13 protein-coding genes are annotated in these 12,808 nt (G+C 43.4%); all 13 read right to left on the bottom strand.

What is annotated here, in order from left to right:
• Positions 1–2: 2 nt before the first annotated feature.
• Positions 3–1,535 (bottom strand): acyl-CoA synthetase FdrA, encoded by a 1,533-nt coding sequence (fdrA, locus tag J7M13_08680; GenBank protein ID MCD6364050.1) that lies wholly within the window; start codon positions 1,533–1,535, stop codon positions 3–5.
• A gap of 19 nt (positions 1,536–1,554) precedes the next feature.
• Positions 1,555–2,406 (bottom strand): DUF2877 domain-containing protein, encoded by an 852-nt coding sequence (locus J7M13_08675; protein ID MCD6364049.1) that lies wholly within the window; start codon positions 2,404–2,406, stop codon positions 1,555–1,557.
• Between the two features lie 88 nt (positions 2,407–2,494).
• Complete coding sequence (locus J7M13_08670) at positions 2,495–3,928, bottom strand: purine/pyrimidine permease (protein MCD6364048.1); 1,434 nt, start codon at positions 3,926–3,928, stop codon at positions 2,495–2,497.
• A 7-nt stretch (positions 3,929–3,935) separates the two neighbouring features.
• Positions 3,936–6,272, bottom strand: a complete 2,337-nt coding sequence (locus tag J7M13_08665) for a xanthine dehydrogenase family protein molybdopterin-binding subunit (GenBank protein MCD6364047.1) — start codon at positions 6,270–6,272, stop codon at positions 3,936–3,938.
• A gap of 2 nt (positions 6,273–6,274) precedes the next feature.
• Complete coding sequence (locus J7M13_08660) at positions 6,275–6,754, bottom strand: (2Fe-2S)-binding protein (GenBank protein ID MCD6364046.1); 480 nt, start codon at positions 6,752–6,754, stop codon at positions 6,275–6,277.
• Positions 6,755–6,774: 20 nt separating this feature from the next.
• A complete protein-coding gene (locus tag J7M13_08655) occupies positions 6,775–7,614 on the bottom strand; it encodes a xanthine dehydrogenase family protein subunit M (GenBank protein ID MCD6364045.1) in 840 nt (279 codons plus the stop codon).
• A 28-nt stretch (positions 7,615–7,642) separates the two neighbouring features.
• On the bottom strand, positions 7,643–8,425 hold the full coding sequence (gene truA, locus J7M13_08650) for a tRNA pseudouridine(38-40) synthase TruA (protein ID MCD6364044.1): 783 nt from the start codon (positions 8,423–8,425) through the stop codon (positions 7,643–7,645).
• Positions 8,416–9,219: an energy-coupling factor transporter transmembrane protein EcfT gene (locus J7M13_08645; GenBank protein MCD6364043.1), complete on the bottom strand. Its 804-nt coding sequence runs from the start codon at positions 9,217–9,219 to the stop codon at positions 8,416–8,418. Before J7M13_08645 ends, truA begins: the two co-directional genes overlap by 10 nt.
• Positions 9,203–10,030: an ATP-binding cassette domain-containing protein gene (locus tag J7M13_08640; GenBank protein MCD6364042.1), complete on the bottom strand. Its 828-nt coding sequence runs from the start codon at positions 10,028–10,030 to the stop codon at positions 9,203–9,205. Before J7M13_08640 ends, J7M13_08645 begins: the two co-directional genes overlap by 17 nt.
• Positions 10,006–10,830 carry an energy-coupling factor transporter ATPase gene (locus J7M13_08635; GenBank protein ID MCD6364041.1) on the bottom strand — a complete coding sequence of 275 codons (825 nt, stop codon included), beginning with the start codon at positions 10,828–10,830 and terminating at the stop codon, positions 10,006–10,008. Before J7M13_08635 ends, J7M13_08640 begins: the two co-directional genes overlap by 25 nt.
• A gap of 8 nt (positions 10,831–10,838) precedes the next feature.
• Complete coding sequence (gene rplQ / locus J7M13_08630; GenBank protein MCD6364040.1) at positions 10,839–11,189, bottom strand: 50S ribosomal protein L17; 351 nt, start codon at positions 11,187–11,189, stop codon at positions 10,839–10,841.
• A gap of 2 nt (positions 11,190–11,191) precedes the next feature.
• Entirely contained in the window at positions 11,192–12,151 is a 960-nt protein-coding gene (locus J7M13_08625; protein ID MCD6364039.1) for a DNA-directed RNA polymerase subunit alpha, read from the bottom strand.
• 13 nt (positions 12,152–12,164) lie between these two features.
• A complete protein-coding gene (gene rpsD / locus J7M13_08620; GenBank protein MCD6364038.1) occupies positions 12,165–12,800 on the bottom strand; it encodes a 30S ribosomal protein S4 in 636 nt (211 codons plus the stop codon).
• Positions 12,801–12,808: the final 8 nt, after the last annotated feature.

Raw genomic sequence — 12,808 nt, 5'->3', positions numbered from 1 at the left:
AATTAGCACCTCCCCTCCATTAGCTTAGCTATGAATCTCGCAGATCTCGCATTAGACGAAAGCACAATGACCCCTGCATCTTCAAGCTTCTTAACCTGATCACTTAAGACTTGAGGATCTTCTTCTGTGCCACAGACGGAGGCAACGAAAACCATCTCATTATTGGAAATCTCCCTCGCCCTCCTAATGTAAGGAGCGAGCTCACCAGCCATGTCTGGATGCGCTCCATATCCTAAAACTACATCAAAGCATATAATCGCGACTCCTGGATCAGATGCCTCTTCAAGAATCCTCTCCTGTCTTAGCCTGGGATCTATCATTGGGTGAGGTCTACCTTGCGTAAAAACATCGTCTCCAAGGTCAAGAACCGTGTTCTCGAAACTCTTCCATGGATCCTCAAGAGCCCACTCCTCTTTAAGGGGAGTGTTAGAATATATAGGCTTCTTTATAGCTTTGCTGAGTATAAGCATCGTCTCATCACATAGGGTTCCTCCAGAATAAAGCCCACGAACGTATTTTCGAGCCTCGGGAATCGTCTCCCTTACCTTAATAGCCAACCTCTCTTCCTCTTCTGAAAGCGCTTGCCCAGCATAGCTTTTCCCCCTAAGGAGTGCTACTGCTTTAAGAGCGGTTTCTTCAAGCGTTGTGGCGGGTATAGCTCCGTACTTCTCAACAATTTCAGAATCTCCCCCGAGGAAACATACTACGGTTGGTTTCGTAGAGTTCCTAACCTCGGATAGCACTTTCTCGGCAACTTCTTTAGCAGGTGGTTTAGATATTAGAACGATTACTTTTGTCTCTTCATCTTTCTGTAGAGCTCTTAGCCCAGCTATCATCATGAGACCACCGACTTTTGAAGAAAGGTCTCTTCCCCCAGTTCCTATAGCCTGAGTTATGCCTTCTCCAAGCTTAGCAATTATTGTAGTTACTTCTTGTAAACCCGTTCCCGATGCAGCTACCAGCCCTATCCCCCCACGAGGAACTTTATTGGCGAAAGCAAGAGCAATCCCGTTTATTATAGCCGTTCCACAATCTGGACCCATCATCAACAAACCCCGCTTGAGAGCTTCCTTTTTCAAGGAAATTTCCTCTTCGATTGGAACGTTATCACTGAAAAGAAACACGTGTTTTCCCATTCTCAGTGCCTTGCGAGCTTCTCTATGGGCATACTTGCCTGGTAAGGATATAAGAATCAGATTTGCTTCTCCTCCCAGAATTCTATCGGCAGCTTCTATAGACGCGGGTTTCAGGGCTTCCTTTCCCTCTTTCTCTTCCTTTTTCAAAAGAAGTTCATCTACAGCTTTTCTTGCGATTTTAAAGATATTCTCATCCCGAGCTCTTATGGCGATAATCAGATCGTTCGGCGCTTCTTTAACGTTAAAACCTATTCTCTGAAGCTGTTCAACGTTAGCCTGCGTCCCCATAGCAACCATGGCTTCCTCAACGCCTTTTATTTCCCTAAGCTTTGAGGAAACCTGCATAAGGGTAACTGAATCATAGTAAGCGTTTTTCTCCACCCATACTTTGCTAATCAAACACATCCACCTCCTTTAATCACTCTATGGCGTACAGAATCGTTTTAATTCCGCGGAGCATTCCTAAGCCAGAGCTACTACCCAGTGAAAGCACTTTTCTTAGCTTTCTTTCACACGGAGCTATTAAAAAGGTCCTTAAGCTCCATGGTACCAAGCCTGTTGAAAGAAGGAGTATCATTTTAAAGGAATACTCAGCGGTTTTATCTCGAAATCTTAGCATTTCTCTGCGCAAGAAAGATAACGTGTTACTTTCCCTTGTTAAAAGTAGTCCCAGTGCCATACCTCCTATAATGTCATCTGCCAAAGGTGTAGATCCTTCACCAAAGCCCAGCATTGAGATCGCTTCCTCCACGAAAGAAATTTCCCTTCCTTTCCTTAAGCTTTCTTCGCACGCACGACACCATATCTCCAAGGATTCATGAAGAGGAGGAAGATCGGAAAGAACATCTCTAACCTGCAAAAGATGGGTTTTCGATAAAAAGGGCACACGGGGATTCCATATAAAACCTGAATCCAATGGTATTAGGTTATCCCCAAGATAAAGAATTCTATTTTCTAGTCTTGCCCTCATGCCGAGAAATACTGGAAAGGCCAATCCTCCTCTCTTAGCCACAACGCTTAAAGGATGAGAAAGCTCAGGCACAAATAGAATAGAAACGAAAGCGGAGCCAAGCTTAAGCAGTATACCTCTTTTAAAATTACCTATAACATATCCTCTACCAGAAAACCTTAAAAGCACACGGGAAACCGCATATAACTTAAGATTGGACATTAGCTCCGGTGATATCTTAAGAAGTCCTTCGTAGAGGTTTTCTCCAAAACCTTTCACCTTATCCAGGTTTATCTCATCGGAGGAATGAATCAGGATCAAATACCTCCGCTTTCATTATCCCAACTCCCTTAAAAAATTTAAGAGAGGACAGAGGGAAAAACCCCTGCCCTCCCTTAAAAATTCGCGCTTATTTCTTCCAGCCAGTTAACCCTCTTTCCTCATCCGTCCCGGGAATGAGGTTATCAAGTATCAACCCTATTATAGCTGCGACTGCCATTTCAGTAGAAAGTATAGCATTCAAAGCATTTGCTAACCAGGGAGCCCAGCTTATTACTATAGGCTTTGGAGGATAAAGTCCAGGAACCCCTTTTATATAAGCGGGAACGCTAAGAGCCATAAAAAGGGTGAATCCAACTATAAGCAGATTCCTGCCGGACTGCATATCAACTTTGGTGAGCTGCTGAACTCCTATGGCTGATATCATTCCAAAAACAGTACAGTACATCGCTCCAACGACTGGCTCGGGAATACTCGCGACACATGCGCCAAACTTGTTGAAAACGCCCAGCAATATCAGAACGATCGCCCCAATACCTATAACATATCTTGAAGCAACTCTCGTTAAGCCTATAAGACCTATATTCTCAGAATAGCTTGTGGTAGCAAAACCTCCCCATATTCCAGCGAGAAAGCAACCAAGTCCTTCAGTTCCAATTCCCTTATTTATAACCTTGGCAGTTGGCTCCGGAGCTCTCGCCATATAAGCACATGAGAAGTAATCTCCAAATGACTCAATCATAGAAGCAAGGTAACCAGCAAGTATCGTAAGGAAGAAAGCAAGACTAAATTTCGGTGCTCCCCAGGGAAAGATCAGCTTACCGAAAGGTCTAATCCAGGGAGCATGAGCTATGAGTGAAAAGTTTATATGGGCAGGATGCCCTGGCGGGAATATTCCGGTTATACTTCCTATAGCGGCGAAGAGATATCCCACAAGTATGGCCAAAAGTACAGGGAATAACTCAAATACCCTGTGCTTGGTCCTTAGGAATTGAGAAAAGAGGAATATGCAAACTATAACTATTAGAGCCGTGGGCCAGTGGGTTCCAGCCTTAGGAGCTCCCACTCCAAATAACGAAAGCCCTATCATTATTATGACGGGACCTATAACTACAGGGGTGACCCATCTCCTCAGTTTGCCTATAAGCCCACCCCAGCCGATTGCCATCTCAACAAGGCTTCCACTCATTATGGCCCCGGCAACATATTGCATGCCGGTTAAGCCGCCACCAGTCTGCTTAACTATGGAAAGAATAGGACCTATGAAAGAAAAAGACATACTTTGAACGATCGGCAATCTCGTTCCTATGCTTATCTGCAAGAGCGTAGCTACCCCCGCTGTTACCATAACTGCCCCAACGAGGATAGCCATTTGCGGCCCTGTAAATTTCATAGCACCACCAAGTATCAAAGGAACTGCAACCGTGGCTCCAAAGAGAGTGAGAACATGCTGAATACCTAAAAGGATTGCCTCTCCAAAAGGAGGAACCTCATCAACATAATAAAGCATCTCACGTTTAAGATCCCTCTGCCCTACGTTGCTATTCCTCTCCTCTTTCGCCATGCGATCTTTACCTCCCTTCTTTCTTTCGGTTTATTGCCTTCCACACCCTCTCGGGCGTAAGAGGCATATTGCAGATATCGACTCCCGTCGCCAGTTTTACAGCATTTCCAACAGCAGATGCTATGGAAATCATCGGATGTTCAGCAACGCCTCTGACACCAAATGGACCATCCTTCTGAGGGGTTTCTATAAATATAACTTTCATATCATCGGGTATGTCTGAAGCCGTAAAGATCTTATAATCCACAAAGGATTTATTAAGCAAGCGTCCACTTTCATCATGAACTAAAGCTTCTACCATGCCGGCAGATAAACCTTGCACAGCCCCTCCATAAACCTGCCCCACTGCCAAGCGCGGATTAACAACTTTCCCTATATCGAAAGCTCCTACGACCCTAAGAACCCTAATCTCTCCCGTTTCTTTATCTATTTCTATCTCAACGCCATAGCAACCGTAAGTCCAATCAGCAGCAGGGAATCCCTGCCCTGTCTCCGGATCGAGATTAGTGAGTCCCTCGGGTATGAATGATCCTCTTCCTATGACAGGACCTCCTATCGTATGCCCGTCAGGATATGTATATCCCATAACAACGCTCTCAAGCGGTAAACCATAGCCTGGATTATTCCTCTCATAAACTCGACCATAGCCCACTTCAAGTTCCTCAGGTGGTAGCCCAAGAACTTGAGAAGCTATTTCTTTAATCTGCCTTATAGCATCTTCACAGGCTCTTATCACTGCCCTACCATTGGAATAAAGCCCCCTTGAGGCAACAGTCTGCCAGTCGTAGGGGGCAAACTCAGTATCCTTCTCTTTGCTAATCATTACCTTCTCAACAGGCATTTTGAGAACCTCTGCGGCTATCTGCGCGAGAGCCGTTGGGGTACCCTGTCCTATATCCGTGTTGCTTACAAGAAGAGTCACGGTAGCGTCCTCATTAAATTTCACTATAGCACTTGAAGCAGCATTTGTTGGCATTGCAGGAGCCTTATGCAGAGCTGCTATTCCCTTAGCTCTTACTTTAGCACCCATATCTACTACCTTTGGCTCGTCAAACCATTGAATTTCCTTGGCTACAGCTTCTATACACTTATCAACTCTTCCATGATATTCCGTAACCCTCTCACCGGTTATCGTCTCATCACCGGGCTTAAGGACATTTTTCAACCTAAACTCTACTGGATCCATGCCAAGCTTCTCCGCTATAATATCCCTGTGTCTCTCTATTGCCCAGTGGAACTCAACATGTCCAAATCCTCTAAACGCCCCCGAAGAGGGATGATTAGTGTAAACTCCATAGGAATCCACCCAAACATTTGGAACATAATAAGGACCAACAGCGGAATAACCTGTAGCTCTCACTATATTAACGCCATACTGGGCATACGCTCCACAATCCCAGTAGTATTCGATCTTCTCACCCAGGATCTTTCCTTCCTTTGAAACAGCCGTTTTCAGCTTAGCGTAAAGTCCCGTTCTAACGACGGTAGTTTCCATCACTTCTTCCCTTGTTAACACCCACTTTATTGGCCTGCCAGGACACTTAAGAGCCAAAGCAACGGGAACTACCTCATGATTCAAGCCAGCTTTTCCTCCAAAGCCTCCTCCTACATAAGGAATTATCACTCTTATTTTATGAATAGGAATACTAAACGTTTGGGAGAGCAGATATCTCACCGTAAAGGGAGACTGAGCACTCGTCCACACAGTTAGCCTTCCATCGCATCCATAAAGTGCTATAGCAGCATGCGTTTCCATCTGTATGTGATGAACCTGGGGGAGGAAATATTCCCCCTCGACTATAAGATCAGCTTTTTTAAACGCCTCGTTTATATTTCCCTTTCTAAGCTTAAAGTGATTCGCTATATTAGTTCCTTTTTTAGGATAGAAAACGGGGGCTCTCTTATAGGTATGGAGTTCCTCATGTACCAGCGGAGCATTGGGTTTCACCGCCTCCTTGACGTCAAGAACTGGTGGGAGTTCCTCATACTCCACTTTTATTTTGGAAAGGGCCTCCTCAGCTATCTCTTCACTCTCAGCAGCCACAGCAACTACGGGTTCCCCTTCCATCCTTACTTTTCCAAGGGCAAGCACAGGCCTATCTGCGAAATATATACCGATTCTATACGGAAAATCCTCCCCGGTTATAACAGCATGCACACCAGGTACTTTCCATGCTTCAGACGTATCTATGCTCTTAATCTTAGCGTGAGCATAGGGGCTACCTAAGACCTTAACATGCAGCATACCAGGGAAAACAAGATCATGAGCAAATTTAGCCTGACCAGTAACTTTGTCTACCGCATCGTATCTTTCGACACCTTTACCTATAGCTATAAATTCCATGATTACTCTCCTCCTCCCCTCAACTTGGAAGCAGCGTCAAGTATGGCTTCGATTATTTGCTTATACCCCGTGCACCTACACAGGTTACCCGAAATAGCTTCTTTCACTTCCTCCACCGTAGGATTAGGATTTCTCTTTAATAAAGCGTAAGCGGACATAAGCATACCAGGTGTACAAAATCCACATTGCAGTGCATCATGATCTATGAAGGCTCGCTGAAGAGGATGAAGTTTTTCTCCCTCCATAAGAGACTCTACCGTTTGGACCTCCTTGCCATCCACTTCTACAGCGAGCATTAAACATGAGTTTATGGGCTTTCCATCCACGAGTACCGTGCAAGCTCCACATTCCCCCTTACCACAAGCATATTTAGGACTTGTGATATCAAGATCGTCACGTAAAAACTCCAATAACGTTTTATGGGAAGAAACCTCCCTCTCGTAAAGCCTACCGTTAACCTTCACCCTTATCTTATGTTTCAAAACTTACCCACCCCCACATCTCACTCAGAAAGCTCCCTAAGAAGCCTCTTCACCAAAACGACACTCATTTCTCTCCTATATTCGGCACTCCCTCTAAGATCGGTTATAGGGCTAACCGCCTTTTCTATTATTTTCCCGACCTCATCAAGCAAAGCGAGTGTGATCTTTCTCCCCTTTAAGGCCTCTTCTGCATCTAAAACTCTTAGTGGTGTAGGAGCTACAGCTCCTAAAGCGATTCTGTACTCTTCACCAAGCTTAGCGACCGCTATGCCCACGGTAGCAAGATCTACCGATCTTATTCGCGAAAGCTTATAATATCTACCTTTACAATTCTCTATATATGGTATAAAAATTGATGTTACTATCTCTCCATCTTTAAGAGCGGTAGAGCCAGGTCCTCTGAAAAACTCGGTAATGGGCACGCTTCTTCCCCCAAACCTGCTCTTAATATTAACCACAGCATCATAGATTAAAAGCGCTGGTGCAGTATCCGCTGCGGGAGATGCATTGCAAACGTTCCCTACCAAAGTAGCCTTGTTTCTTATTTGATATGAACCGACCTTGGAACAGCATTCAGCAAGCAGTGGAAACTTTTCCCTCACTATAGGGGATTCGGCTATTTCGTTAAGCGTGTTAATCGCCCCTATGGTCAGACCTTTTGTACTTTCATAAGATAGTAAACTTAACTCATCTATCCTCTTTAGATCCACTAAAACCTTTGGAGATATTACACCATCCTTTATCTTGATGAAAAGATCGGTCCCCCCTGCAAATACCTTGGCTTCCTTCTCTGCAAGAAGGTCAAATAAGGAATTTAAGTCGCGGGGAGCATAGTAGTCAAAAGGTTTTAACCTTAACAAGATATTTCACCCCCTTTTTAAATCGCTATTATAGCACTTTTTCAGTTGTCTTTCTTTGTGCTTTCCATACAAATTTTACATCCCACAGCCATAGCCCTTTGGGACTCAAAGCGGAAGAGGAAAGACTCCTATCTCCAAGGTTTAACGCCATTTTTAAGTCATCTTCGCTTTTCTTACCTGTTCCAATATCAATCATGGTTGATACTGTTATTCGAACCATATGTCTTAAAAACGCATTTGCTTTCACCACAAAAATTAAAAACGGAGGTTTATCTTCTATCCTGAACTCCAGAATTTCTCTGATTTTGCTTTTATCCGGAGGCTCACCATCACAAAACGCTGAAAAATCATGAGTTCCAACGAAAAGAGAAGCAGCCCTCCTAACCGCCTCAATGTCAAGATCCTTTTTCAATAGATAGCAATATCTATTTAAAAAGGGAGGTAGAAACTCACCTCTATAGGTGATATACCTGTATTCCCTCCAAACCGCGTTTCTTCGCGCGTCAAACTCTTGGGGAATATTTTTGATCACCTGAAGAACTCTTATTTCGGGGGATAAAATAGCGTTGAGTGATTTTTTCAAGGAGGAGGGGGAGAAATCCTTCGAGGAAAGAAAATTCGCATATTGACGCAAGGCATGAACTCCTCTATCCGTTCTTCCAGCACCTTTAAGACTAATACTTTCATTTAGCACTTTTGAAAGTGCTCTTTCAAGCTCTCCCTGGACAGTAGGTAGCTTCGGCTGTCTTTGCCACCCATAAAATGGGGTTCCATCATAGGAAAGCACGAGAAGGGTATTAACTAACGCCATCCCCAGAGAGAGCTAATGAGCAAAAACAAAAGTAAAATCAAAATCCCTGCATAGTCTAAGCGCTTTAGCTTTAGCTTCTTCATTTTCGTCCTGCCGACATCCCCTCTATAGCACCGTGTCTCCATAGCAATTGCCAGCTCTTCTGCTTTCCTGAAAACACCAACAAAAAGGGGTATAACGAGCGGAATATAGCTTTTTATCCTTTTAGTAAATCCTCCCACTCCAAACTCCGCTCCTCTTGCCATCTGGGCTTTCATTATTCTATCCGCTTCCTCGAACAATGTAGGAATAAATCTTAAAGCGATACTCATGGTCATAGCTATTTCATGAGACGGAACCTTAGCAAACCTTAAAAATTTTAGCAGATCTTCTATACCGTCAGTTATCTCAACTGGAGAAGTAGTAAAAGTTAGAAGATTGGTTAGAAACACGAGGAGGAGCAATCTAAAGCTGATTAGAATTCCTGAATTTAAGCCTTCCTTTGTAATAGAAAGGAATCCCAGCCTGACCAAAACCTCACCAGGTGTAAAAAAGATTTGAAAGATAAATGCAAAGGCGAGAAGAAAGAAGACAGGTTTTATACCTCTAAGAATGGTATAGAAGGATATCTTAGATAGATAGAAAAGCATTATCGTGAAAATGAGATAGGGAATAAGCTTATAGGGCGAGCTTACAAGAAAGAGAAAAGTTAGCAAAACCAGCGTAGACACTATTTTTAAGCGAGGATCAAGGCGGTGGATTGGAGAATCTACGGGAATAAAAGCACCTATTCTCAAGTTAGCTAAATGTGACATTCTTTACTATTTCCTCCTCTAAACCGCTTAAATCTATCGATTTTCCCTTAAAGACGAAGCCCCTCTTTTTAAGTCTACTTAGGAGATCCACGACTGGTATATATCTTTTCAGCTCATCGATATCCAATAAGTCCATAATTTTACCAAAAGCCTTAACTCTGCCATTTTCGAGAAAAAGTACTTTATCTATAAAGCCAATAAGCTCATCGAGGGTATGAGTAACTATTATTAAGGAACAACGTTTCCTCAAGCTCTTAAATAACCTTAAGAGAGCCTTTGATCCCGGATAGTCCAATCCTGCAAGCGGTTCATCAAATATAAGATACTTGGGCTTTCTAACAAGAGCGCTTGCTATAGCTACTTTCCTCTTCTCCCCACCGCTTATCTCAAAAGGGGATTTATTCAAAATATCCTCCGGTAAACCAAGCAGATTAATGGATTCGCGAACTCGCCTATCTACTTCATCCACTGATAATCCCAAGTTCCTCGCTCCAAAAGCCACTTCGTCATACACAGTATCTTCAAAAAACTGATTTTCTGGGTATTGGAAAACCATTCCCACAAGCTTTCTTATCCTTTTTCCATTTTTCCTTTCCTTGGTATTTAACCCATCTACGAGAACATCACCCTCTGTCGGAAGAAGCAAAGCATTAAGGAGCTGAACCAAAGTGGATTTTCCTGAGCCTGTGGGGCCAAGAATGCCAAGATTTTCTCCATGTTCCAGTTCGAAAGAAACCCCACTTAAAGCTCTTACCTCAAGAGGAGAGCCAAGTCCATAGCAAAATCCTACTTCCTTAACTTTAATTGCCATAGCTCATCAGCCAACCTTTCCGCACTAAATACCGGAAAATTTACCTTTATTCCCCTCTTCCTTATACGATAGGCTATATAAGTCATTACAGGTATTTTAACCCCCGCATTCCAAGGAAGCTCAGGATCAGAAAAGAAATCAAATGGCTTTCCATCAAATATTATCCTGCCATCTTTAAGCAATATAACCCTATTAGCGAGAAGAACCTCATCTGGATTATGCGTTGAATAGACTATCGTTAGATTTTCCTTATTGTGAAGATCAAGCAATATCGAGTTAATTTCCTCTCTTGAGGGAGGATCAAGCATAGATGTAGGCTCATCCACCACAAGATATCGTGGTTTCATAGCTAATATACCAGCTATGGCAAGCTTTTGCTTTTGGCCTCCCGAAAGAGCATAGGTAGGAGAGGAACGAAAGCGAGTGAGACGAAGCATCTCTAACGCCTCATCCACTCGCTTTCTTATCTCATCAGGAGGAACCCCAAGATTCTCCGGACCAAAAGCTATATCTTCCTCAACTACAGAAGCGACTATTTGAGTGTCTGGGTTTTGGAAAACTACTCCCACACGCTTTCTAATTTCCCACAGGGAACTCTCGTCTCGTGTATTAAGACCATCTACTATCACATCTCCATCTGTAGGTATCAGGATTCCATTAAGGAGCTTTGCCAGCGTACTCTTACCAGAGCCGTTGGCTCCAACTAATGCGATCCACTCACCATCCTGTATCTCAAGATTAATTCCATCAAAAACAACCTTATCTCCATATGAAAACTTTACGTTTAAAAGCTTGATCATCTAAAACCTTAAACGAGCTCGATCATTGCCATAAAAGCTGAATCCCCACGACGCTCCCCTATTTTAAGAATTCTCGTATAACCGCCATTCCTATCGCTATAACGAGGAGCAAGCTCGTTAAAGAGAACCTTCACTGCTTCCTTATGGGGAATAAAAGCTATGACTTGCCTCCTTGCGTGAAGGGTTCCCTCTTTAGCTTTAGTAATCAATCTCTCAACCACCTTACGCAGCTCCTTAGCTTTAGGCTCAGTCGTTATTATTCTTTTGTTCAGTATCAATGATATAGCGAGATTTCTTAGCAAGAGCCTCCTATGGCTCATAGATCTACTTAACTTTCTACCTCTTTTACGATGACGCATTCCTATTCTCCCTCCTTAGAGATGGCTTTCTTCTCTCCCTTTTGAAGTTCCAAACCAAGCTTCTGCAATCTCGCTTCTATCTCCTTCAACGATTTTTTACCAAGGTTTCTTATCTTTAAGAGCTCCTCGGGGGTCTTTTGAATAAGATCTCCCACCGTTTTTATACCAGCCCTTAAGAGACAATTTTCAGACCTCACAGATAACTCAAGCTCCTTTATGGGAAGGGAAAGTAAATCACTTTCCATAGATTCCGACCCCTTGCCTTCCTTCTCCATTTCAGGGATTGAGACCAGCTTAGAGAACTGAGAAAAGTATCCTACCAAAATATTAGCAGCTCTTGATAGAGCTTCATCTGGTGATACCCTCCCATCCGTCCATATCTCCATAATTAGTTTCTCACATTGCATAAACTGCTCATACCGTGTTTCCTCCACCCTATAAGCCACCTTAGAAACTGGGCTAAAAACGGCATCTATAAGCATAAAGTCAAGAGGTTGATCAGGGTTTCTTTCCCGATCCAACGGAAGATAGCCCATGCCCCTCTCCACATAAAGCTCCATTCGGAATTTCGCATCTTCATCAAGCGTAGCTATATGATGATCTGGATTAACTATCTCAACATCGCTATCGGGTTCTATATCCCCCGCCTTCACTTCACGTTCCCCTTGAACATCGATTCTTAATATCTTGGGCTCGTTGGAGAAAAGCTTCAATTTTATATTCTTAACGTTAAGGAGAATCTCTATGACGTCTTCTCGAACCCCCGGTATAGAGGAGAACTCGTGTAAAACCCCCTCTATTCTAACAGCAGTAATCGCAGCTCCTGGCAAAGATGACAGCAATACCCTTCTTAATGCGTTTCCAAGGGTAACTCCAAAACCTCTATTCAACGGCTCTATGTAAAATAAACCATATTTGGAATCAAGCTGCTTAGTCTCGATGTTAGGAGTCAGCAATTTCATTTTCCATAACCTCCTAACGGGAGTAGAACTCAACAACAAGCTGCATATTCACCATTCTCGCGGTATCTATCTGATCAACCTCAGGTAGGGTTAATACCCTGCCTCTGAAGTTCTGAGCTTCAAGCTCAAGCCATGCTGGAACGGAAGACGAGTTAGAGTCCTCGGGTATGTGTTTAAAGAGCTCAGACTCCCTGCTTTTGGGCTTAATCTCTATTACATCTCCCTGGTCCACTAAGTATGAAGGAACAGTTACCTTCCTTCCATTAACTAATATATGTCCATGGCTAACCGCCTGCCGAGCAGCGCGTCTACTCGGAGCGAAACCGAGTCTATAAACAACGTTATCCAATCTTCTTTCAAGAAGCCTAAGCAAGTTATCACCCGTCATACCCTTTTGTTTAGCCGCTATTTCAAAAAACCTCTTAAACTGTTCTTCTCTCATTCCATAAATCCTCTTAAGCTTTTGTTTCTCCCTTAATCTCATACCATATTCCGTGAGCTTTCTTCTCCTATCCCTTCCATGCATTCCTGGAGGGAAGGGCCTCCTTGAAAAAGGACACTTATCGGTATAGCACTTTTCCCCCTTCAAAAACAGCTTCATTCCCTCGGCCCTGCATAATCTACATACCGGTCCGATATATCTTCCCATCTATCAGC

This window comes from Synergistota bacterium, from assembly GCA_021159885.1.
Lineage (GTDB): Bacteria > Synergistota > GBS-1 > GBS-1 > GBS-1 > AUK310.
This window is presented reverse-complemented; position numbering and strand designations above follow the sequence as displayed.

Coding starts and splice junctions, on each gene's coding strand:
- J7M13_08670 (MCD6364048.1), bottom strand. CDS start 3,928: ATGGCGAAAGAGGAGAGGAATAGCAACGTAGGGCAGAGGGATCTTAAA.
- J7M13_08665 (MCD6364047.1), bottom strand. CDS start 6,272: ATGGAATTTATAGCTATAGGTAAAGGTGTCGAAAGATACGATGCGGTA.
- truA (MCD6364044.1), bottom strand. CDS start 8,425: ATGGCGTTAGTTAATACCCTTCTCGTGCTTTCCTATGATGGAACCCCA.
- J7M13_08645 (MCD6364043.1), bottom strand. CDS start 9,219: ATGTCACATTTAGCTAACTTGAGAATAGGTGCTTTTATTCCCGTAGAT.
- J7M13_08640 (MCD6364042.1), bottom strand. CDS start 10,030: ATGGCAATTAAAGTTAAGGAAGTAGGATTTTGCTATGGACTTGGCTCT.
- J7M13_08635 (MCD6364041.1), bottom strand. CDS start 10,830: ATGATCAAGCTTTTAAACGTAAAGTTTTCATATGGAGATAAGGTTGTT.
- rplQ (MCD6364040.1), bottom strand. CDS start 11,189: ATGCGTCATCGTAAAAGAGGTAGAAAGTTAAGTAGATCTATGAGCCAT.
- J7M13_08625 (MCD6364039.1), bottom strand. CDS start 12,151: ATGAAATTGCTGACTCCTAACATCGAGACTAAGCAGCTTGATTCCAAA.
- rpsD (MCD6364038.1), bottom strand. CDS start 12,800: ATGGGAAGATATATCGGACCGGTATGTAGATTATGCAGGGCCGAGGGA.